Source organism: Streptomyces sp. NPDC045968 (assembly GCF_056430475.1).
In genome coordinates this window covers 294,938-320,044 of the sequence record NZ_JBWKLF010000002.1, presented here as the reverse complement: position 1 = coordinate 320,044, position 25,107 = coordinate 294,938, and the positions used below count along the sequence as shown (strand labels likewise).

The 25,107-nt window shown below is 73.1% G+C and carries 5 protein-coding genes; 4 read left to right on the top strand and 1 reads right to left on the bottom strand.

Annotated features, from left to right (window positions below):
* Nucleotides 1–48: 48 nt before the first annotated feature.
* Nucleotides 49–432: a thioredoxin gene (gene trxA / locus AC07FA_RS07070; RefSeq protein ID WP_479073687.1), complete on the bottom strand. Its 384-nt coding sequence runs from the start codon at nt 430–432 to the stop codon at nt 49–51.
* 115 nt (nt 433–547) lie between these two features.
* Between trxA and AC07FA_RS07065 the strand changes: the two genes are divergently transcribed.
* From AC07FA_RS07065 to AC07FA_RS07050, 4 genes are all read left to right on the top strand, one after another.
* Nucleotides 548–1,987 carry a dihydrolipoyl dehydrogenase family protein gene (locus AC07FA_RS07065; RefSeq protein WP_479073686.1) on the top strand — a complete coding sequence of 480 codons (1,440 nt, stop codon included), beginning with the start codon at nt 548–550 and terminating at the stop codon, nt 1,985–1,987.
* A gap of 461 nt (nt 1,988–2,448) precedes the next feature.
* The gene (locus AC07FA_RS07060) at nt 2,449–2,667 is read left to right on the top strand and encodes an MbtH family protein (protein WP_479073685.1); all 219 of its coding nucleotides are present in this window, start codon (nt 2,449–2,451) and stop codon (nt 2,665–2,667) included.
* Nucleotides 2,668–3,053: 386 nt separating this feature from the next.
* Complete coding sequence (locus AC07FA_RS07055; RefSeq protein WP_479073684.1) at nt 3,054–17,546, top strand: amino acid adenylation domain-containing protein; 14,493 nt, start codon at nt 3,054–3,056, stop codon at nt 17,544–17,546.
* A complete protein-coding gene (locus AC07FA_RS07050) occupies nt 17,543–25,105 on the top strand; it encodes a non-ribosomal peptide synthetase (protein ID WP_479073683.1) in 7,563 nt (2,520 codons plus the stop codon). Before AC07FA_RS07055 ends, AC07FA_RS07050 begins: the two co-directional genes overlap by 4 nt.
* Nucleotides 25,106–25,107: the final 2 nt, after the last annotated feature.

The following is a 25,107-nucleotide window of genomic DNA, read 5'->3' as shown; positions in this document are numbered from 1 at the left end:
CCCTCACCGCGCCAGAGGAACACGCGGTCACCGCAGCATCGGCACGGCCTACTGCTGACCCTGCTCCTGAGCCTTCTGCTGCTCCTCGACGGACTTGCGTACCTCGTCCATGTCGAGATTCCGGGCCTGCCCGATGACATCCTCGAGAGTCGCCTCGGGGAGCGCCCCGGGCTGGGCGAAGACCGCCACGTTGTCCCGGACGATCATCAGCGTGGGAATCGACTGGATCTCGAAAGCCGCCGCCAGCTCCTGCTGGGCCTCCGTGTCGACCTTGGCGAACACCAGGTCGGGGTGACGCTCGGAGACCGAGTCGTACACCGGGGCGAACTGCCGACACGGGCCGCACCAGGAAGCCCAGAAGTCGATCAGTACGAAGTCGTTGTCGCTCACGACCTGATCGAAGTTTTCCTTGGTGAGCTCTACGGTGCTCATGCTCTGATACCTCTTCCTGGGCCCGTTCGGACCTGTCGGGCACAACGGTGACTGCACTGGCGCTATTCCGCATGCCCATGTGGCCATCACGCACACCCACGACCAGACTGTCCGCATGACTGAAGCTGTGGAGAACGCTGAATACGACGTCGTGGTGATCGGCGCGGGTCCCGTCGGCGAGAACGTGGCGGACCGGGCCAGGGCCGCAGGGCTGAGCACGGCCGTGATCGAGTCGGAGCTCATCGGGGGCGAGTGCTCGTACTGGGCGTGCATGCCGAGCAAGGCGCTGCTGCGCCCCGTCGTCGCCCGGGCGGACGCCCGCCGGGTCCCGGGCCTCAGCGCCGCCGCGCAGGGACCGCTGGACACCGATGCGGTCCTGGCCCACCGCGACACGTACGCGTCCCACTGGAAGGACGACGGGCAGGCCGACTGGCTGGAGGGCATCGGCGCACACATCTACCGGGGCGTGGGCCGCCTGACCGGCACGAGGCAGGTTTCCGTCACCACGCGTGAGGGCACGGAGCACCGGCTCACCGCCCGGCACGCCGTAGCCGTCTGCACCGGCAGCCGGGCCGTGATCCCGGACCTGCCCGGAATCGCCGACGCCCGCCCCTGGACCAGCCGTGAGGCGACCAGCGCCAAGGAGGTCCCCGGCCGGCTGATCGTGGTGGGCGGTGGCGTGGTGGGCGTCGAGATGGCCACGGTCTGGCAGGCACTCGGCGCCGAGGTGACGATGCTGATCCGCGGGAAGGGGCTGCTCCCCAAGATGGAGCCGTTCGCGGGTGAACTGGTCGCCGAGGCACTGACCGAGGCCGGTGCCCATATCCGTACGGGCGTGTCGGCCACCGCGGTGCGGCGTGCGGCCCCGGACGGTCCGGTCACGGTGGACCTGGACAACGGGGAACGACTGGAGGCCGACGAGATCCTCTTCGCCACCGGCCGTGCCCCGCGCACCGACGGCCTCGGCCTCGAAACGGTGGGCCTGGAACCCGGCTCCTGGCTCGACGTCGACGACAGCTGCCGCGTCCAGGGGAGCACCTGGCTGTACGCGGTCGGAGACGTCAACCACCGGGCGCTCCTGACGCATCAGGGCAAGTACCAGGCCCGCGTCGCGGGCGCCGCGATCGCGGCGCGCGCCGGAGGCGTCCCCCTGCTGGAAACCGACCGCTGGGGTGCCCACGCGGCCACCGCGGACCACGCGGCCGTTCCCCAGGTCGTCTTCACCGACCCCGAGGCGGCCTCGGTCGGCCTCACCCTCAAGGAGGCGGAAGGCGCGGGCCACCGGGTGCGGGCGGTCGACTACGACCTGGCCTCGGTCGCGGGCTCCGGCCTCTACGCACAGGACTACCGGGGCCGCGCGCGCATGATCGTGGATCTCGACCGCGAGATCCTCCTCGGGGTCACCTTCGTCGGCCCCGGCATCGGCGAACTGCTCCACTCCGCCACCGTCGCGGTCGCGGGCGAGGTCCCGATCGACCGCCTGTGGCACGCGGTGCCGGCCTACCCGACGATCAGCGAGGTGTGGCTGCGGCTCCTGGAGACGTACCGGGGGTGAACCTCCGGCCATCTCCCCTCCGGCGGGTTTGCCGGGCTCGACGGTCGCGTGGGGGCGCGCACCCGGCGCACGGGGGGTCGGCGTGATCTCCGGGTGTAACAGAAGTGCGCGGGCGCACACCGGCGCATATCCGAAAGTGCATGGTTCATATCAAGTTCTACCCGCACTATAGGGACATCGGGTGGCTGATTGTTTCTCCACAAGGCCGGCCGAAATATGTCACGGGCATGCGCGCTCCCGGGCGACTGGTTTAGTACCTGTGAGTAACCAGGCGCATACGGGCCTTTCTTTGCCCCGAATCCTCTAATGTGATTGGCGTGAACCGGTGAAGTCGGGCTAACCCTGGATCGGTCATGGGGCCGGGGCTCGGCGATGTGTCGCGGAAACGACCGAAGCGGCATGCCCGGACACAGCTGATGAACATGTCGTGGAACGTGTGAGAACAGGTGGGGGGAACAGTCGTGACCAATCCTTTCGATGATGAGTCGGGACGGTTCGTGGCGTTGGTGAACGACGAGGGTCAGTACTCGCTCTGGCCCGCGCACATCGAAATTCCGGGTGGCTGGCGTGCCAGCGGGCCCGAAGGGTCGCGTCAGGAATGTCTGGACGTGATCGAAGGGGCCTGGACCGACATGCGTCCCGCCAGTCTGGTGCGGGCGATGGAGGCCGACGCCGGATAAGCCCCCGATCGGGCCGTCGAGGTGACCGCCCAGGTCGAAGCGCTGTGTGGGTACGTCACCCTGATCGATTTCGCTGTCATTTTGAGCGAAATCGATCAGGTGTGATCAGGTGATTGCCGCGTCTCGCTCGCGCGTGCTCATGCCTCCTTCATGTGGCGTTCATAAATCCCGAGGGTCGCCTCGTGGCTGCCCTTGTGAGGCGGCGAAGTCCCCCGTCGGGTCGGCATGACCCGATAGGCGATCCCCTGCACCCGGAGCCGTGGGTGCGCATGTCCCTTTCCGCTTACGCCGACCCCAGGCGTCGACGAGCGGTGCACTGGCGTGGTCGGTTGTGGCCGGCCCTTCTTCACCGTCCCCGAAAACTCTCCCCAAAGGTGTGGATCGGCATGCAGGAAAACAGTTCCCCTCCGACGGACACGGTTCCCGGCGAATTTCTCGAACTGACCACGGCTCAGCAGGGAGTCTGGTACGGGCAGCTCGTCGACCCGGACAGCCCGAAATACAACATCGGGGAATGCTTCGAGATCCGCGGAGACCTCGACGGGGAATTATTCGCCGCGGCGTTCGGCCGCGCCGTCGCCCTGTGCGACAGCCTTCACGTCGAGTTCGTAACGCGGGGCGAGACCGTGCGTCAGCGCGTCGCCCACCGCCCCACGGCCGACACCGACCGGCTCCACCGGGTCGATCTGTGCGGCGCCGACGACCCCGCCGCGGCGGCCGAGCGCTACATGGCCGACGACATGTCCACCGTCGACCGGCTCGACGCCCCGCGCCACCACTTCGCGCTGCTGCGTCTCGGCACCCGGCTGCACTACTGGTACGTCCGCTTCCATCACATCGCCGTCGACGGCCTCGGCGGCGCCGTCTTCGGGCGCACCGTGGCCGACCTCTACGGACGTGCCGTACGCGGTGAGAACCTTGCCGCGGCCGAGCTGCCCGCGGCGTCCCTGCGCGACCTCGTGGCCGACGAGGCGGCCTACCGCGGCTCCGACCGCTACGAGGCCGACCGCGCCTACTGGACCGGCAAGTTCGCCGACCTGGCGGGCACCGACGCGGCGCACCCGGCCGGTGCCGGGGCCGACTCGCCCGCGCGCGGCGGCACGGCGCTCATCCGTCGGCGCGCCGGCACACCAGCACCCGCCGCGGCCGCCGGAGCGGACGTCCGGATGCACACCGGCGAGACGCTTCCCGTCACCGTTCACGACGACCTGCGCAGGCTCGCCGCGGCCGGCCGCACCCGGTGGAGCGCCGTCCTCGTGAGCGCGGTCGCCGCCTACGTCGGCCGGGTCACCGGCGCGCAGGACGTCACCGTGGGCCTGGCATCCAACGGCCGTCACGGCGGACTGCGGCACATCGTCGGGATGACCTCCAACATCCTCCCGCTACGCCTGACCGTCACCGCCGACATGACGGTCGGTGCCCTGGTTAGTTCAGTCGCCGCCGAGATGGGCGCTGCCCTGCGCCACCGCCGCTTCTCCCGCGAACAGCTCGCCCGTGAACTGAATATGACCGACGGCGGGGCGCACCTGACCGACGTCGTCGTCAACATCATGGGCTACGACTACGACCTCGACTTCGCCGGCAGCCCCGCCCCCTCGCGCGTCCTGTCCATCGGCCCGGTCGACGACGTGTCGCTCTTCGTCTCCGAACGGGCGGAGGGCAAAGGGCCGTTGATCGGCTTCGACGCCAACGCCGAGCTGTACCACCCCGAGGACGTGCGGCTGCTCCAGCAGACGCTCGTATCCTTCCTGACGGCCCTGGCCCAGGCAGACACCGACACCCCTCTCCGTGACCTGCCGTTCCTCGACGACACCGCCGCCAAGACGCTGCTCGCTCAGGGACAGGGCACCGGCCTGCCGCCCCTGAGGACGGCTTCGAGCCTGCCGGAGGCCTTCGGCGTGCGGGCACGGCTGACCCCCGACGCCCCGGCAGTGGTGGACGGTGCCGTCACGCTCTCGTACGAGCAGCTGGCGAGGGCGGCGGACGACCTCTCCGGCGCCCTGGCCGGCTGGGGCATCGGTGCCGAGGACGGCGTCGGTGTCCTCCTGGGCCGGTCGGCGGCCCTGGTGACCGCCACCGTCGCCACGGTCGGCGCGGGTGCCGCGTACGTACCGATGGACGCGGCCTGGCCGGCCGAGCGGCTCGGCCGCGTCGCGGAAGTGGCGCGCGTCCGCGCTCTGGTGGTCGACGAGGCCACCGCCACTCGGCCCTGGGTCGAGGAGATGGCCACCACCCTGCCGGTCGTCGTCGTCGACGGTCTGGGCGGCGTCGTGCGCGGCGCCCCACCACGGCCGCGACCGCTGCCGGGAGTGATCCGGGCCGACCGGCTCGCCTACGTGATGTTCACCTCCGGCTCCACCGGTCTGCCCAAGGGTGTCGGTGTCACCCACGCCGACGTCCTGGCGCTCGCCGCCGACACCGCCTGGACGGACGGTGCGTGTGAGGCGGTGCTGCTGCACTCGGCGTACGTGTTCGACGCCTCCACCTTCGAGATCTGGGTGCCGCTCCTGAACGGCGGCTCCGTGGTCGTCGCGCCCGGCGGCGTCCTGGAGGCGCCGGCCCTCAGAGACGCGGTGGACCGGCACGGGGTGACCGCGCTGTTCCTGACGACGGCTCTGTTCAACGTGGTGGCCGAGGCCGACCCCGCGGCCTTCGCCGGGCTGCGCCTCGTCGCCACGGGGGGCGAGGCCGCCACCCCGGGTCTCATGCAGCGGGTGACCGCGGCCGCGCCCGGCACACGTGTCCTGCACGTGTACGGGCCCACGGAGACCACGACCTTCGCCACCCGCCACCAGGTCGCACCCGGCACGCAGGGCGTCCCGCCCATCGGCCGGGCCCTCGACGGGATGCGCCTGTACGTGCTCGACGGCGCGCTCGGACTGGTGCCGCCCGGAGTCGTGGGGGAGCTGTACGTCAGCGGCCACGGTGTCGCTCGCGGCTACCAGGGCCGCGCTGCGCTGACCGCCACCCGGTTCGTCGCCGACCCGTACGGCCCGCACGGTGGCCGCATGTACCGCACCGGCGACCTCGTGCGCTGGACCGCGCGCGGCGACATCGAGTACGTCGGACGCGCGGACGGGCAGGTAAAACTCCGCGGGTTCCGCATCGAGCCGGCCGAGATCGAGAACACCCTGCTCGCCGACCCGGATGTGCGTGCCGCGTGCGTCCTGGTCCGCGAGGACACTCCGGGCGACCGGCGGCTCGTCGCCTATGTCGCGCGGACGCCCGGCGCCCCGCTGGACGACGCCGCCCTGGCCCGCCGCGCAGGACGCACGCTGCCCGCGTACATGGTGCCGTCCGTGTTCGTCCACCTCGACGCGCTGCCCCTGAATCCCAACGGCAAGGTCGACCGCCGCGCCCTGCCGGCCCCGCGCGCCGCCGCCACCACGGGCCGTGCCCCGCGCACGGCCTACGAGGAGGTCGTGGCCGGCCTGTTCGCCGATGTCCTGGGCATGGCCGTCGTCGGCATCGACGACAACTTCTTCTCCCTGGGCGGCAACTCCCTGCTCGCCACCCGCCTCACCGGCCGGCTCAGGGCCGTCCTGGGCGCCGAACTCGATCTGCGTACCCTCTTCGACCATCCCACGGTCGCCTCGCTGGCCGCCGCCCTCGACACCACCGTCGCGGCCCGGCCGGCCCTCACCCCGCAGCAACGGCCCGAAGCGGTGCCGCTGTCCTTCGCGCAGCAGCGCCTCTGGTTCCTCAACCGCGTCGAGGGCCCCAACGACACCTACACCGTCCCGCTCGTCCTGGAACTCGAAGGCGCCTTGGACACGGACGCACTGCGCGGCGCCCTGGCCGACGTGGTCGTCCGGCACGAAAGCCTGCGCACCGTCTTCGCCGAGCACGACGGTGTGGCCCGTCAGGAGGTTCTGGACGCGTCCGTCGCCGCGGCGCTCGTCCCCCTCGTCGTCGAACCGGTCCCGGACGGGGAGACCGCCGACGTCTGGGCCGGGGAAACGGTACGCCGCCTGTCCGCGGTGCCCTTCGACCTCACCGGCGACCTCGGCGTCCGCGCGCATCTGCTCCGCCTGGGCCCGGCCCGCCACGTTCTGGTCCTGGTCCTCCACCACGTCGTCGCCGACGGCTGGTCCCTCGCCCCGCTCAGCCGTGACCTGGGCGCCGCCTATCGCGCGAGGAGCTCGGGTACGGGTACGCCCGACTGGCCCGTGCTGCGTGTGCAGTACGCCGACTACGCGCTCTGGCAGCGCCGGCTGCTCGGGGCCGACGACGACCCGGACAGCCTGGCCGCACGCCAGCTCGCCTTCTGGCGGGAGGCGCTGCGGGGCGCCCCCGACCTGCTCGACCTGCCCCTCGACCGGCCACGCCCGGCCGTGTCCAGCCACCGGGGCGACGCGGTCCCCTTCGACCTGCCCGCGCCCGCGCACGCCGCGCTCACCCGGCTCGCCCGCGCCACCGGCTGCACCCCCTTCATGGTGATCCAGGCCGCCCTCGCCGTGACCCTGCACGCCCACGGCGCCGGTACCGACATCCCGCTGGGCACCGCCGTGGCCGGGCGCACCGACGAGGCGCTCGACGACCTGGTCGGGTTCTTCGTCAACACCGTCGTCCTGCGCGCGGACCTGTCAGGCGACCCGACCTTCCGCGAACTGCTGGAGCGGGTCAAGGAGTTCGACATCGCCGCCCTGAGCCATGGCGACATCCCCTTCGAGCGGGTCGTGGAGGCGCTCAACCCGGAGCGGTCCGGCGATCACCACCCGCTCTTCCAGACCATGCTGGTGCTCCAGAACCAGGAGCGGGCGGGGCTCGATCTCCCCGGAGTCACCGTCCACGACCGGTCCCGGCACACCGGGGTCAGCAAGTTCGACCTGACGTTCGCGCTCACCGAAGTCACGGAAGCCGCCGACGCCACCGGGCTCACCCGTGCCACGGGAGCCGGACCCACCGCACACACCGGCCCGGCCGAGCGCGCGTCCGCGGGCACCCCCGCCGGCGGCATCGGCGGGTACCTCGAATACGCCACCGACCTCTTCGACGCCGCCACCGCCCGCGCTCTGTGCACCCGCTTCGCCCGCGTCCTCACCCTGGCCGTGACCGACCCCGACCGCGCGGTCGGCGACCTCGACCCCCTCGCCCCGGGCGAGCGGGACCTCCTCCTCGGCCAGGGACGTGGTGCGGAGCTTCCGCCGCCCTCCCGCACCGCCCCCGAAGCGGTCAGGGAGTGGGCCGTGCGCACCCCTCACGCCGTCGCCGTGCGTGACGCGCACACGAGCCTCACCTATGCCGAACTCGACGCCCGCGCCGACGCGCTCGCCCACGTCCTGCGCGAGCGGGGGGCGGGCCGTGAGGACCGGGTGGCCCTTGCCGCGCCGCCGTCCGTGGACACCGTCGTCGCCATGCTGGCCGTGCTGCGGGCCGGTGCCGCCTACCTGCCCGTCGACCCGCAGTACCCGCCCGCCCGCATCCGGTACATGCTCGACGACGCCCGCCCCGTGCTGCTGCTGACCACCGCGGACGTCCACGCGGGCCTGCCCGGCTGCGACATACCGTGGCTCGCCCTCGACGACCCGGCCGTCCGCCGGCCCACGGGCCCCACTCCGCCCGTCCTGGACACCCCCCACCCCGCGGACCCCGCCTACGTCATCCACACCTCCGGCTCCACCGGCCGGCCCAAGGGCGTCGTCGTCACCCACGCCTCCCTGACCAACCACATGGCGTGGATGGCGCGGCACCTGGCCATCACACCGGACGACCGGGTCCTCGCCCGTACCTCCACCAGCTTCGACGCCTCCGTGTGGGAGCTGTGGCTCCCGCTGATGAACGGAGCCGAAGTCTGTGTGCTGCCCGACGACGCCAATCGGGAACCGGCCACGCTCGTCTCCTGGATGAGCCGATTCGGCGTCACCGTCGCCCAGTTCGTCCCCTCGCACCTGGCCCTCGTCCTCGCCGAGGCGGCGCACGCCTCGCCGCTCCCCGGCCTGCGCGCCGTCCTGTGCGGCGGCGAACCGTTGCCACGTACCCTCGCCGACGACGTCGCCGAGCTGTGGCGGGCCGAGGTGCACAACCTCTACGGGCCGACCGAGGCGACCATCGACGCGACCGCCCACCGCGTCGGCGGCCCGGAGACCGGCGGAGACACGCCCGCCCGGACGCCGTCCGAGACCGTGCCGATCGGCCTTCCCGTCGACAGCACGCGCGCCTACGTCCTGGACAGCCGGCTGCGGCCGGTACCGCCCGGCGTCACCGGGGAGCTGTACCTGTCGGGTCCCAACCTCGCCCGTGGCTACCTGGAACGCCGGGGCCTGACCGCCACCCGGTTCGTCGCCGACCCGTTCGAAGCCACCGGTGCCCGCATGTACCGGACGGGCGACCTCGTACGGTGGAACCGCCATGGCCTGCTCGACTACGTGGCCCGCGCCGACGACCAGGTCAAACTCCGCGGCTTCCGCATCGAGTTGGGCGAGGTCGAGGCCGCACTCCTGGCGAGGCCGGGCGTCACCGCCGCGTGCGCCGTGATCCGTGAGGACATACCCGGCCGGCGCGGACTCGTGGCCTACGCCGTCACGGGAGACCACGCCCCCCGCCCCGCCACTCTGCGCGACGGCCTCGCCGAGGTCCTGCCGCACTACATGGTGCCGGGGGCCGTCGTCGTCCTGGACAGTCTCCCGCTCCTGCCCAACGGCAAGGTGGACCGGCGTGCCCTGCCGGAGCCCGAGGCGGGCGGCGGCACTCCCGCCGGACCGGGCGGGAACCTCCAGGAGGACATGCTCGCCGGCATCTTCGCCGACGTCCTGGACCAGCCCCTCGTCGGCCCGCACGACAGCTTCTTCGACCTCGGCGGGCACTCGCTCCTGGCCATGCGCGTCGTCAGCCGTGTCCGTGCCGTCCTGGGTGCCGAGATCGCCGTGCGCACCCTCTTCGAGCACCCGACGGCCGCCCGGCTGGCCCGCGTCCTCGGCACGCCGGGCCGGACCCGCCCCCCGGTGGTGCCCGTGACGCGACGGCCCGACCCGCTGCCGCTGTCCTTCGCGCAGCAGCGTCTGTGGTTCCTGGGCCGGCTCGAAGGCCCCAGCTCCACCTACAACATCCCGCTCGTCCTCGAACTCGGCGGCGCCCTGGACACGGACGCCCTGCGTGCCGCCCTGCTCGACGTCGCGGAACGGCACGAGGCCCTGCGCACCGTCTTCCCCGAACGGGACGGTGTCCCCTACCAGATGGTGCTTCCCGCCGACGCCGCCTCGCTCCCGCTGCCCGTCGTCGTCTCGGCGCCCGCCGAGCTGGAGGACGCCGTCCTGGCCGCCGTGCGCGAGCCGTTCGACGTCCTCACGGACCCGCCGTTGCGCGCCCTGCTTCTGCGTGCCGCACCCGGCCACCACGTCCTGGTACTCGTACTGCACCACATCGCGGCCGACGGCTGGTCACTCGCCCCGCTCGCCCGCCAGCTCGGCGAGGCCTACCGGGCCCGGCTGGCGGGCCAGGAGCCCGCGCAGGCGGCCGGCACCCCGCTCCAGTACGCCGACTACACCCTCTGGCAGCACGAGGTCCTGGGGGACGGCGTCGCGCCGCAGAGCCTTCTGCGCCAGCAACTCGACCACTGGCACACCGCGCTGGCGGGACTGCCGGGCCTGATCGACCTGCCACTGGACCGGCCTCGCCCGGTCACGACCGACCCGAGGGGCGCCGTCCACACCTTCGACGTTCCGGACCACCTGCACACCCGTCTTCTGCGTCTCGCGGCGGAGTCGGGCAGCAGCATGTTCATGGTGCTCCAGGCGGCGGTGGCCGCCCTGCTGCACCGGCACGGCGCGGGTGACGACATCCCGCTCGGCTCACCCGTCGCCGGCCGCTCGGACGAGGCCCTGGAGGATCTGGTCGGGTTCTTCGTGAACACGCTCGTCCTGCGGACGGATCTGTCGGGCAACCCGACCTTCCGTGAACTGCTCGTACGCGTGAGGGAGTTCGACCTGGCCGCGTACGCGCACCAGGACGTCCCCTTCGAGCGCCTCGTCGAGAGTGTCAACCCCGTCCGGGCGCGCAACCACCACCCGTTGTTCCAGACCATGCTGGTCCTGCAGAACCAGGAGACGGCCCGCGCCGACCTGCCCGGTCTCACGGTCGAGGACCGGCTCGTCCACAACGGCCTGAGCAAGTTCGACCTCACCTTCGCCTTCACCGAGGAGCGGGCCGGGGGCGGCCTCAGCGCCGGGATCGAGTACGCCACCGCGCTCTTCGACCGGACCACCGTCGAGACCCTCGCGGACCGCCTCGTCCGTCTCCTGGAACGGGTGGCGGACGACCCCGGTCTGCCGCTGGCGGCCTACGACCTGATGACGCCCGACGAACACGCCCGTGTCACGCGCTGGGGCACCGGCCGGCGCCTGCCGGCGGACACCGTGGACGCCACCCTGCCCGCGCTCTTCGCGGCCCAGGCACACCGCACACCCGGCGCCGTGGCCGTGACCGGCGGCGACGCCACCCTCACGTACGCCGAGCTCGATGGAATCTCCGCCGACCTCGCCTGCACCCTGGCGGGCCTCGGCGTCGGCCCGGAGTCCGGGGTCGGCGTGCTGCTCACCCGGTCGCCGGCCGTGGTGTCGGTCTCCCTCGGCGTGGTCCGCGCGGCCGGCGCCTACGTCCCGCTGGACGCGCGCTGGCCCGGGGAACGGCTCGACCAGGTCGCCGGGGTGGCGGATGTGCGCGTCCTCGTCGTCGACGAGGAAGCCTCCACCACCCCCTGGGTCACCGCGACGGGACGCCGGGTGCCGCTCGTGGTCGTGGACGGGCTCGGCCGCGTCCTGCGGGGTGCGCCCCGGCAGCCGGGCCGCCCGGCAGCCGTACCGGGCCCGGGCGCGCTCGCCTACGTGATGTTCACCTCCGGCTCGACCGGCCTGCCCAAGGGCGTCGGCGTCACGCACGCCGACGTCGTCGCGCTCACGGCCGACTCCGCCTGGGACGGCGGCGCCGCCGATGCGGTCCTCATGCACTCGGCGTACGTCTTCGACGCCTCCACGTTCGAGGTCTGGGCACCGCTCCTGCACGGCGGCCGGATCGTCGTCGCACCGGACGGCGTCCTGGAGGCCGACGTCCTCGGCGACGCCGTCCATGAGCACCACGTGACCGCCGTCTTCCTGACCACGGCCCTGTTCAACGTGATCGCCGAGACCGATCCGGGCGCCTTCGCCGGCCTCCGGCTCGTGTGCGCCGGTGGGGAACTCGCCTCACCGGACGCGATGCAGCGGGTCGCGGGCACCGCGCCCGGGGTGCGCGTCCTCCACGTGTACGGGCCCACCGAGACCACCACCTTCGCCACCCGCTACGACGTGGCGGCCGACCTGCCGTCCGGCCCGCCACCCATCGGCCGCGCCCTGGACGGCATGCGCCTGTACGTCCTCGACGGCTCCCTGGGTCCCGTTCCGCCGGGCGTCGTGGGCGAGCTGTATCTCGCCGGGCGTGGTGTGGCACGCGGATACACCGGGCTGCCGGGTCTGACCGCCGCGCGCTTCGTGGCCGACCCGTTCGACGCGGCGGGCGGACGCATGTACCGCACCGGCGACCTCGTCCGGTGGACCCACGACGGTCAGATCGCCTACGTCAACCGCGCCGACGGGCAGGTGAAACTGCGCGGCTACCGCATCGAACTCGGAGAGATCGAGGGCGTGCTCGCCTGCTGCGACGGCGTCGCCGACTCATTCGCCGTCGTCCGCGAGGACACCCCGGGCGACCGGCGGCTGGTCGCGTACGTGGTGCCCGCCCGCGGGGCGCGCCCCGAACCGGGCGACCTCGCCCGCGCCGTCGGCCGGTCCCTGCCCGCCTACATGGTGCCCTCCGCGTTCGTCCTGCTCGACGCGCTGCCGCTGACCCTCAACGGCAAGGTGGACCGCCGCTCCCTGCCCGCCCCGGCACACCAGGCTCCGGCCCGCGGACGCGCCGCCCGCACCGCCCGCGAGGAGATCCTGTGCGGCCTCTTCGCCGACGTGCTCGGCCTCGACGGGGCGGGCGCCGACGACGACTTCTTCGCGCTGGGAGGCCACTCGCTGCTCGCCACCCGCCTCACCGCGCGCATACGCCCCGCGCTCGGGGTGGAGGTCCAGGTCAAGACCCTCTTCGAGCACCCCACGCCGGCGGCGCTCGCCGCCGCGCTGGACGGTGCCGAAACGGCCAGGAGCTCCCTGGAGCGCGCCCCGAGCCGTCCCGATCCGCTGCCGCTGTCCTACGCACAGCAGCGCCTGTGGTTCCTCAACCGGTTCGAGGGGCCCAGCGCCACGTACAACGTGCCGCTCGTGCTCCGTCTGCGCGGCCCGCTCGACGCGGACGCCCTGGAGAGCGCCCTCGCGGACGTGGTCGAACGCCACGAGAGCCTGCGCACCGTCTTTCCCGACACCGATGGCGTGGCACGTCAGGTCATCCGCGACGCGGCCGGAGCGGACCTCGACCTGACGCCCCGTGACACGGTTCCCGCCCGCCTCGACGAGGTCCTGAGCGCCGAGGTGGCGCACACCTTCGACGTGGGTGCGGACGTCCCCGTACGGGCCCGGCTGGTGCGGCTGGGCGCCGAGGACCACGTCCTCGTGCTGGTCGTCCACCACATCGCGGGTGACGGCTGGTCCCTCGCCCCGCTCGCGCGCGACCTGGGCGAGGCGTACCGGGCACGTACCGAGGATGTGGAGCCCTCCTGGACGGAACTCGCCGTCCAGTACGCCGACTACACCCTGTGGCAGCGCGCGCTGCTCGGCGACGAGAACGACCCGTCCAGCCAGGCCGCCCGCCAGCTGGAGTTCTGGCGCACCGCGCTCGCCGGCGCTCCCGACCTGCTCGACCTGCCGTGCGACCGGCCGCGACCCGCCGTGACGGCGCACCGCGGCGACGCGTTCGCCTTCCCCGTCGACGCGGACACCCACCGGGCCCTGGCGGAACTCGCCCGTGCCCGCGGGTGCAGCCTCTTCATGGTGCTCCAGGCGGCCCTGTCAGTGCTCCTGTCCCGGCACGGCGCCGGTGAGGACATCCCGCTCGGCACCGCCGTCGCCGGACGCACCGACGAAGCCCTCGACGATCTGGTCGGCTTCTTCGTCAACACCCTTGTCCTGCGCACCGATCTGAGCGGCGACCCGACCTTCGACGAGGTGCTCGACCGTGTGCGGGAGTTCGACCTGGCGGCCTACGCCCACCAGGACGTACCGTTCGAACGACTGGTGGATGCCCTCAGCCCGGTCCGGGCCCAGAACCATCACCCGCTGTTCCAGACCATGCTCGTCCTCCAGAACCAGGGGGACGCGGTGGTCGATCTCCCCGGGCTCACGGTGACGGAACAGCCCGTGCGCACCGGCATCAGCAAGTTCGACCTGACCTTCACCTTCACGGAGACCCGTGACGGCGCGGGCCTGCCCGCCGGCCTCGACGGCGTCCTGGAGTTCTCCACCGAACTCTTCGCCCACGCCACCGCGCACACGCTGGCCGCCCGGCTGACCCGTCTGCTCGCCTCGCTCGCCGCCGCCCCCGGCCGGCGCGTCCGCACGGTCGACGTCCTGGACGCGGCCGACCTGCGGAGCCTCGACCGCGCCGCGCGGGGCCCGGTGCGGCGGGTGGAGGCCCGCACGGCGCCCGAGGCGTTCCGCGCCCAGTGCGCACGCACCCCCGCGGCGATCGCCGTGCTGGACGGCGCGCACCGCCTCACCTTCGGCGAACTCGACGCGCTCTCCGACGATCTGGCGCACCATTTGCACAGCCGGAACATCGGCCGGGGCGACCTCGTCGCCCTCGCCCTGGAAGGCACCGCCGACCACGTCGTGGCGATGCTGGCGGTGGCCAAGGCCGGGGCCGCGTACCTGCCCGTCGACCTGGAGTACCCCGAAGCGCGCATCACCCACATGCTCGACGACGCCCGCCCGGCACTGCTCCTCACCCACGGCACCGCGCGCACCGCGCGGTACGGCCCGTCCGTGCCCTGCCTCGCCCTCGACGACCGGGCCGCCTGGTCCACCGGGCACACGGCGCCGCCGGCCGCCGCGCCGGATCCGCGCGACGCGGCGTACGTCATCTACACCTCGGGATCCACCGGCCGCCCCAAGGGCGTCGTGGTCACCCACGCGTCCCTGACCAACCACATGGCGTGGATGGCGGACCACCTCGGCCTCACCGACGAGGACCGGGTCCTCGCCCGTACGTCGCCGAGCTTCGACGCCTCGGTCTGGGAGACCTGGCTGCCGCTCCTGCACGGAGGCGCCACCTGCCCTGTGCCCCCCGCCGTCAACCACGACCCGGCGGAGCTGCTGGCCCGCATGCGCGACACGGGCACGACGCTCGCCCAGTTCGTGCCCTCCCACCTCTCGCTCGTCCTCACCGAGACCGCTCGCGAGGAAGCGCCCCCGACGCTGAGGGCCGTCCTGTGCGGCGGAGAACCCCTGACCCGGAGCCTGGCGGAGCGAGCCGGCTCGGCCTGGCGGGTCGAGGTGCACAACCTCTACGGGCCCACCGAGACGACCATCGACGCCGCCGCCCACCACTACCGAGGCGGCACGGCGGAGGCGGGGGAGGGGACCGTCCCGCTCGGCCGCCCCGTCGACAACACCCGCGCCTACGTCCTGGACGCCGGCCTCCAGCCGGTGCCGCCGGGGGTCACCGGTGAGCTCTACGTCGCGGGCGACGGCCTCGCGCGCGGCTACCTGGGGCGCCCGGGCCTGACCGCCGCGCGGTTCGTCGCCGACCCTTACGGCCCGGGCGGGAGCCGCATGTACCGCACGGGCGACCTCGTCCGACGGGACGCCGACGGCCTGCTCACCTACGTCTCCCGCGCCGACGACCAGGTCAAGCTGCACGGCTTCCGCATCGAACTCGGCGAGATCGAGGCCGCTCTCACCGCGCTCGACGGTGTGGCCGCCGCCTGTGCCCTCGTCCGCGAGGACAGCCCCGGAGAGCGGCGTCTGGTCGCCTACACGGTTCCGGACGAGCACGGCGGCACGGCTCTCACCGACAGTGAGCTGCGCGCCCGGCTGATGGCGGTCCTGCCGCCGTACATGGTGCCCGCCGTCCTCGTCCCCCTCGACGCGCTGCCGCTGCTGCCCAACGGCAAGACCGACCGGCGCGCCATGCCCGCCCCGGAGCGCCCCGCCGCCGGCCGGCCGGGCGGCCGGCCGCGCACCGCCCAGGAAGGCGTCCTGTGCGAGGTGTTCGCCTCCGTCCTGCGCACTCCCGCCGTCCGCACCGACGACGACTTCTTCGCGCTCGGCGGTGACAGCATCCTCTCCATCCAGCTCGTCAGCCGCGTCCGCGAGGCCGGCCTCGGAGTCACCCCGCGCGATGTCTTCGTCCACCGCACACCCGAGGCCATCGCGGCCGTCGCCACCTCCCTGGACACGGAGACCACGGAGCCGGCCGGGCAGGGCACCGGCGAGATGCCACCGACGCCCATCGTCGCCTGGTTCCTGGAACGGCCGGGCACCACGGACGGATACAACCAGTCCGGCGTTCTGCGCACGCCCGTGGGAGCCGACGAGGACTCCCTCGTCGCGACCCTCCAACTCCTCATCGACCACCACGACATGCTCCGCCTGCGGACCACCCGGTCGGCCGACGGCGCACCCCTCCTCGAAACCCTGCCACCCGGCTCCGTGCCCGCCCGGCGCCGCTTCACCCGGGTCGACGTCGCGGGTCTCGACGACGACGCCGTCCGCGCCGCCGTCACCGAGGCGGGGGAACAGGCACGCAGACGGCTGCGGCCCCCGCACGGCGAGGTGGTCGAGGCCGTCTGGTGCGACGCGGGGCCCCACGCCCGCGGCCGGTTGCTGCTCGTCGTGCACCACCTGGCCGTCGACGCGGTCTCCTGGCGCATCCTCGCCTCCGACGTGGCCACCGCCTGGCAGGCCGCCACCGAAGCCGCGACCGCCGACGGACGGCCGGCGGCGCTGCCCCCGGTCACCACCTCCTACCGGCAGTGGGCGCGGTTCCTGTCCTCCCAGGCGCACGAGTCGGCACGCAGGAGCGAACTGACGCTGTGGCAGACGGCGTCGAGTACGCCCGATCCGCAGCTGGGATACAGGCCGCTCAACCCCGACCTGGACACCGCCGACCGGACGCGCACCCTCGTCACCCAGCTGCCCGCCACATGGACGACGTCCCTGCTCACCACAGCCCCCGCCGCCTTCCACGCCGGAGTGGACGACGTCCTGCTCACGGGCCTCGCTCTCGCCGTCTGCTCCTGGCGTGCGGAACGGGCCGCCGCCCCCGGCGGTTCCCAGCCGGCCGGCACCGCCGTCCTGCTCGACCTGGAGGGACATGGCCGCGAACAGATCGCCGACCACCTGGACCTCTCCCGTACGGTCGGCTGGTTCACCAGCCTCTACCCGGTCCGGCTCGACCCCGGACCCGTCGACGCCCGCGACCCCGGACGCTTCGACGCCGCACTGGTCGAACGCGCCCTCAAACGCGTCAAGGAGCAACTGCGCACCATCCCCGACCACGGTGTCGGCTACGGAATGCTGCGCCACCTCGACCCGGCCACCCGCCCCCTGCTGGCCGCCGCGCCGGACCCCCAGATCGGCTTCAACTACCTCGGCCGGTACGCCGCTTCGCCCAAGGCGGCGGACGGGGGCGACGGCGCCGACTGGGACGTACTGCTCGACGGCGGCGGACCGCGCAGCCAGGACCCCGACATGCCCGTCCACCACGTCCTCGACATCAACGCGCACACCGAGGACCTGCCGGACGGGCCGCGCCTGGTGACCCGCTGGACCTGGCCCAGTGACCTCCTCAAGGAGGAGGACGTGGAGTCCCTGTCCGACGCCTTCACCCGCGCTCTGCGGGCCGTTGCCGAACACGCCGAACGACCCGACGCGGGCGGCTACACGCCGTCCGACCTTCCCCTGGTCTCGCTCGACCAGGCCCAGATCGACCGACTGCAGAACAAGTGGGGTGGCCGCAAGTGACCGGGTTCCAACTGGAAGACGTACTGCCGCTGACGCCGTTGCAGGCAGGCATGCTCTTCCACGCGCTGTACGACTCCCGCGCCGTGGACGTCTACACCGCGCAGTTCGTCTTCGACCTCGAAGGCCCCGTCAGCGTCCCGGCCCTGCACGCCGCCGTCGGCGGTCTGCTGCGGCGGCACGCCAACCTGCGGGTCGGCTTCCTCCACGAGGGACTGGACGAGCCCGTGCAGGCCGTCGCCGCCGAGGTTCCGGTGCCGCTGGAGGAACTGGACCTGACCGGGGCGGACGGTACGGGCACGGCACAGGAGCGCCTCACCGCGTTCCTCGCAGCCGACCGCACCCGCCGCTTCGACCTCACCACCCCGCCGCTAATGCGGTTCACCCTCGTGCGTACCGCCCCGGAGAGCCACCGGCTCGTCATGACGAGCCATCACATCCTGCTCGACGGATGGTCGATGCCTCTGCTCGTGCGGGAACTGTTCGAGCTGTACGCCCACCGGGGCGACGACAGCACACTGCCGCGTGTCGTCCCCTATCGCACCTACCTCGCCTGGCTCGCCCGCCAGGACCGTCCCGCCGCCCTGGACGCCTGGCGCACCGCCCTGGCCGGCATCGAGGCGCCCACCCTGCTCGCCGGGCGCGGTGCGGGGGGCGTCCCGGGCTCCGGCGATCTGCCCGACACCCTCGTCCTCGACCTACCCGCGGCCACGACGCACCGGCTGCGCGAGACGGCCCGCACCCACCGGCTCACCCTGAACACCCTGGTCCAAGGTGCATGGGGTCTGCTGCTCGCGTACCGCACCGGACGCCCGGACGTCGTGTTCGGCACCACGGTCTCCGGCCGCCCGCCGGAGATACCCGGCATCGAGTCGATGGTCGGCCTGTTCATCAACACCGTGCCGGTACGGCTGCGCCCGGCGCCCGGCGAGACGCTGGCCGCGCTCCTCACCCGGCTCCAGGAGGAACAGAGCCGCCTCCTCGGCCACCAGTACGTGGGCCTGACCGAGATACGTGACGTCACAGGCCTGGACGAACTCTTCGACACCCTGGCCGTGTTCGAGAACTACCCGATGGACGCCGAGGCCCTGCGCACCGCGCAGCGGGGACTGTCCGGTCTCGCCGTGACCGGATTCAGCGGCACGGACGCGGCCCACTACCCCCTCACCCTCACCGTGGCTCCGGGGGACACCCTGAGGATCACCTTCGGTTACCGGGCCGCCGTCCTCGACCGCGACGAGGTGGCCCGTACGGTCGCCCGCATGCGGCGTCTGCTGACTGCGATGGCGGACGGGCTCGACCACCGCGCCGACGCCGTCCCCGTCCTCCTGGACGGTGAGCGCGAGACGCTGCTCTCCCAGGGGATCGGCGCCGAGCTGGCATGCGCCACCCTGGGTGAGAGCATCCCGGACGCCGTTGCCCGGCGTGCCGCCCGCCACCCGGATGCGGTGGCCGTTTCCGATGCCGACAGGCAGCTGACCTACCGGCAACTGGTCGACGTGTCAGCGGAGTTGGCCGGGGTCCTGACGGGCACCGGCACCGGCGCCGAGGGCGGCGTCGGTATCCTCATGGGCCGTTCGACGGCTCTGGTCACCGCCTCCCTGGCGGCCCTGCGCGCGGGCGCCGCCTATGTGCCGCTCGATCCGCGCTGGCCCGCCGAGCGACTCTCCCGCGTCGCAGAGGTGGCCGCCCTGCGCGCCGTGATCGTCGACGAGACCACCCGCACGCACCCGTGGGTGCGCCTGCTCGGGCCCGACGTACAGGTAGTGACCGTGGACGCCGCGGGCCAGGTCCGGCACGGAGGACCCGCGGCCCCGGGGGGCCTCCCCACCGTCACGGGCGGCGACCGGCTCGCGTACGTGATGTTCACCTCCGGTTCCACCGGGCTGCCCAAGGGCGTCGGCGTCACCCACGCCGACATCACCGCCCTCGCGTCCCACCGGACATGGGGTGACGGCGCGGCCGACGCCGTCCTGCTGCACTCCGCGTACGTCTTCGACGCCTCCACCTTCGAGATCTGGGTCCCCCTCCTCAACGGCGGCCGTGTCGTCGTGGCGCCCGAGGGCGTTCTCCAGCCGGCCGCACTCCGCGACCTCGTCGCCAGTGACGGCGTGACGGCGGCGTTCTTGACGACGGCCCTGTTCAACGTCATCGCCGAGACCGATCCCGCCGCCCTCGGCCTGCTCCGTCTGGTCGCCTCAGGAGGAGAGGCCGCGGCGCCCGGCGTCCTCCAGAGCCTCGCCGCGGCGCACCCGGGCACCGCCTTCCTGAACGTCTACGGGCCCACCGAGACCACCACTTTCGCCACTCTCCACCGCGTTGGCCCCGGAGACGCTCGCGGCGGTGTGCCGCCGATCGGCCGGCCGCTCGACGGCATGCGCGCCTACGTCCTCGACGCGGCGATGCGGCCCGTGCCGCCCGGCGCCGAGGGCGAACTGTATGTCGCGGGACCCGGTGTGGCGCGCGGCTACCTGGGGCGCCCCGGCCTCACCGCCTCCCGGTTCGTCGCCGATCCGTTCGCCGGCACCGGGACACGGATGTACCGCACGGGCGACCTCGTACGCCGGGACTCCGACGGCACCCTGCACTACGTGGCCAGGGCCGACCAGCAGATCAAACTCCGAGGCCACCGCATCGAGCCCGCCGAGATCGAGGCGGTGCTCCGCAGCGACCCGTCCGTGCGCGCGGCCTGCGTCCTGGTCCGCGAGGACCTGCCCGGCGACCGCACCCTGACCGGTTACGTCGTCCCGGCTCCCGGGCACACTCCGGACCCGGACCAGCTCGCCGCCCACGTCGGCCGCCACCTGCCCGCCTACATGGTGCCGACCGTCATCCAGCGACTCGACGCACTGCCGCTGACCACCAACGGCAAGCTCGACCGCTCGGCCCTGCCCGCGCCCGCCACCCCGCCCGGCGCGGCGGGCCGGCCGCCGCGCGGTGCCCACGAGGAGATCCTCGCCGGGCTGTTCGCCGACGTACTGGGTGTGGCCCGCGTCGGCATGGACGACAGCTTCTTCGCCCTGGGCGGCCACTCCCTGCTCGCCACCCGGCTCGTGGGCCGCATCCGCACCGCGCTGGACACCGAGACCGAAATCCGTACCCTCTTCGAGAACCCCACCGTCGCCACGCTCGCCACCGCCCTGCAGGAGGCGGACCGTCCGGCCCGTCCCGCCCTCGTGCTACAGGAACGACCGGCCGTCCTCCCGCTGTCCTACGCCCAGCAGCGCCTGTGGTTCCTCCACCGCCTCGAAGGCCCCTCCGCCACCTACAACATTCCCTTCGCCCTGCGCGTCGACGGACCGCTCGACACGGAAGCCCTGCGCCAGGCCCTCCGCGACGTCATCGACCGGCATGCCGCCCTGCGCACCGTCTTTCCGGAGCGCGACGGCCGGCCACGCCAGCACATCACCGCCCCGGACGCAGTCCGCCTCCCGCTCGCCCTCGAAACCGTCGAGGAGGAACGCCTCCAGGAAAGCATCAGAGCCGCCGCGACCACACCGATCGACATCGAGCGGAGTCTCCCGCTCAGGGCGACCCTGCTGCGTCTGGCCGACGACGCCCACGTCCTCGTCCTCGTGATCCACCACATCGCCGCCGACGGCTCGTCCCTGGCCTCCCTCGCCCGCGACCTCGGCGTCGCCTACCGCGCCCGCGTCCGCGCCGAGGCACCGGCATGGACGGAACTTCCCGTCGACTACGCCGACTACACCCTCTGGCAGCGCCGCCTCCTGGGCGAGGAGCTCGACTCCGGAAGCCTTGTGGCCAGACAGCTGGCCTACTGGAAGAGCGCGCTGGACGGGCTGCCGGAGATGGTCGACCTCCCCTGGGACCGGGCGCGTCCCGCCACGCCCCGGCACACAGGCGCCACCCATGACTTCGCCCTCGACCCCGCCACCGCCCGGCGGGTCGCCGACCTCGCCCGCACCAGCGGATGCAGCGTCTTCATGGTGCTCCAGGCCGCCCTGTCGACCGTGCTCTCCCGGCACGGCGCGGGCGACGACATCCCGCTGGGGACGGCCGTCGCCGGACGCACCGACGAGGCCGCGTCGGACCTCGTCGGTTTCTTCGTCAACACACTCGTCCTGCGCACGGACCTGACGGGTGACCCCACGTTCCTCGAACTCCTCGACCGTGTGAAGGAGTTCGACCTCTCGGCGTACGCACATCAGGACGTCCCCTTCGAGCGCCTCGTGGAACTGCTCAACCCCGCACGCTCGCAGAACCACCACCCGCTCTTCCAGACCATGCTCATCCTCCAGAACCACACCCCCGCCGCTCCCATGGACCTGCCCGGCCTCACCACCGAGGGTGTCCCGGTCGACCCCGGAGTCAGCAAGTTCGACCTGTCGTTCACCTTCACCGAGACGTACGACGACAGCGGCGCGCCCAGCGGTATGCGGGCGGCCGTCGACTACGCGACGGAACTCTTCGACGAGGCCACGGTCCGCGACCTCGTCGGACGGCTGGTCCTCCTGCTTACCGCCGTCACCGCCGACCCGGACCGCCGGCTGAGCACGTACGACGTGTTCACCGCCGCCGAGCGCGCCCGGCTCGCCGTATGGGAGACCGGTCCCGTCGAGAACGTGCCCGAGTCGACGGTCCCCGCGCTCTTCGAGCTGTGGGCCCGGCGTACCCCGGACGCCCCGGCCGTCCGTGACGCGAGCACCACCCTCACCTACGGCGAGCTCAACACCCGCGCCGATGCTCTCGCCCGTCACCTCGTGGCGCGGAACATCGGCCCCGAGGACCGGGTGGCCGTCGCTCTGCCCCGCACCCACGACCTCGTCGTCGCTCTCCTCGGCGTGCTCAAGGCCGGGGCGGCGTACGTACCGCTCGACCCGGACTACCCGTCCCAGCGCCTCTCCTACATGCTCGACGACTCCCGGCCACGCCTGCTCCTCACCACACCCGCCGTCCGCGGCCGCCTCCCGGCATCCCCGGTGCCCTGCGTGTACGTCGGCGACCCCAGCACACCGACGTCCGGCCGCTCCGGCCCCGCTTCGGTCCTGCTCCCGGCGCACCCGGCGTACGTCATCTACACGTCAGGCTCCACCGGCCGCCCCAAGGGAGTCGTGGTCACCCACCGGGGCGCCGGCGCCATGGCCAGGACCCAGAGCGAGCGGCTGCGCGTCGCCCCGGGCAGCCGGGTGCTGCACATGGCGTCCGTGAGCTTCGACGCCGCGTTCTGGGAACTGTGCATGGGGCTGCTCTCCGGCGCCTGCCTGGAGATCGACGAACGCGAAGCCCTGCTGCCCGGCCCCACCCTCGCCGCCCTGGTCCGCGAGCGGGGCGTCACCCACCTCACCCTGCCGCCCGCCGCTCTGGCGGTGATGCCGCCCGGCTCCCTGCCCCCCGGGACGACGATGGTCCTCGCCGGCGAGGCGTGCCCGCCGGCCCTGGCGCGCGCATGGGCGGGGGACCGGTTCCTCGTCAATGCCTACGGCCCGACCGAGACCACCGTCTGCGCGACCATGAGCACCTTCCAGCACGCCGACGGGCCGCTCGCCCCCGACCGCGCCGTGCCCATCGGCGTCCCCGTCAACGGCACCCGCGTCCATGTCCTGGACGGCCGGCTGGCACCTGTGCCGCCGGGCGTCGTCGGCGAACTGTACGTCGCCGGTGAGGGAGTGGCCCGGGGGTACCACGACCGGGCCGCCCTCACCGCGTCCCGCTTCGTGGCGGACCCCTTCGACCGCGCGGGGGGCGGCCGCATGTACCGCACCGGTGATCTGGTGCGCTGGACGGCCGACGGGGAACTCCTCTACGTCTCCCGCGTCGACGACCAGGTCAAGCTTCGGGGTTTCCGCATCGAACTCGGTGAGATCGAAGCCGCGCTCACCGCGTTGCCCGGCGTCGCCTCGGCCTGCGCCGTCGTCCGTGAGGACCGGCCCGGCGACCGGCGTCTGGTCGCCTACACCGTGCCCGCGGCGGGCGCGGCCGGTCCGGACGACGACGAGGTGCGCGCGCACCTCGCGGCCACCCTGCCCGACCACATGATCCCCGCCGCGCACGTACGGCTCGACGCACTGCCCGTCACCCCCAACGGCAAGACCGACCGGCGCGCTCTGCCCGCACCCGGCCTGGTCGTGCCTGCCGGTGGCCGTGCGCCGGGCACCGCGCGCGAGCGCGCCCTGTGCGAGGCGTTCGCGGAGACACTCGGCGTGCCGGAGGTAGGCGTCACGGATGACTTCTTCGCGCTGGGCGGCCACTCGCTTCTCGCCGTCACCCTCGCCCAGCGGATCGCGGAACGGTGCGGCCGACGCCCCTCCCTGCGCGCCCTGTTCGCCGCGCCGACCGTCGAGGGCATGGCCCGTCTGCTGGGGGACACGGTGGACGACGGGAGCCGGGAGGACGCCGCCGCGCCGGACCTCGCCGCCGAGGTCCGGCTGGCAGCGGACATCACCGGCCGGACCGGCGCGAACCCGGCGTCCGACCGCAGGCGCTCCCGCCCTTCCGTCCGGCCCTTGCTGACCGGCGCCTCCGGCTTCCTCGGTGCCTTCCTCCTGCGCGATCTCATCGAGACCACCGACGGCCCGGTCGACTGCCTCGTACGGGCCGAGGACGAGCAGCGCGCCGCGCACCGGCTGCGGGCCAACCTGGAGCGCTACGGCCTGTGGAGCCCCCGGTACGCGGACCTGATCCACGCCGTCCCCGGGGACCTCGCGTCGCCCGGCCTCGGTCTGCCGGCCGAGGACCGCGCCGCCCTGGTGCGTCGCCTGGGCCTCGTCATCCACAACGGCGCGCGCGTGAACTTCGCCGCTGGATACGGTGATCTGCGCGCCTCCAACGTGGCCGGAACCGAGGAACTGCTGCGGCTGCTCGCCGACTCCGCCTCACCCGGGATGCACTACCTCTCGACCACGAGCGTCTACGCTCCGGTACCCGGCCCCGATCCCGTCACCATCACGGAGTCGACCCCGACGGGCCCGGCGTCCGGCCTGCCCGACGGCTACGCGCAGAGCAAGTGGGTCGCCGAGCAACTCGTGGGCCTGGCCCGTGAACGCGGCCTGCCGGTCACCGTCTACCGGCCCGGCCGCATCAGCGGCGACACCGCCACCGGCGCCTGCCAGGACCGCGACCTGCTGTGGCAGCTCATCAAGGGGTGCCTCCAGGCGGGCGCGGTGCCGGACCTGCCGCACGGCACGACCGACTGGGTGCCCGTGGACTACGTCAGCGCGGCGGTCGTGGCGCTCTCCGCGTCCGGCCAGACAGGCGCCGAGACCTATCACCTCACCAACCCGGACGCGCCGGGTCTGGACCGCGTCTTCGAAGCGGCCGAGCGCCTGGGCCACGAACTGCGCACTCTTCCCGCCCCGAGCTGGCAGGCCCGTGTCGCGGCCCAACACGACAACGCGGCGCAGCTGTTCCTCGGCGACGAAGGCCGGGCCCGGCACGAGGCGGTGGAGCACCGCGGCTTCGACTCCAGCCAGACCGCCAAGGCCGCAGGGGCCCTGGGCATCCACCTCCCGCCCCTGACGGACGACGTCCTGACCCGCTACCTGACCTACTTCCACGGAACAGGATTCCTGCCGATCCCGCGGGGGCCACGGGCCACGACGTAACC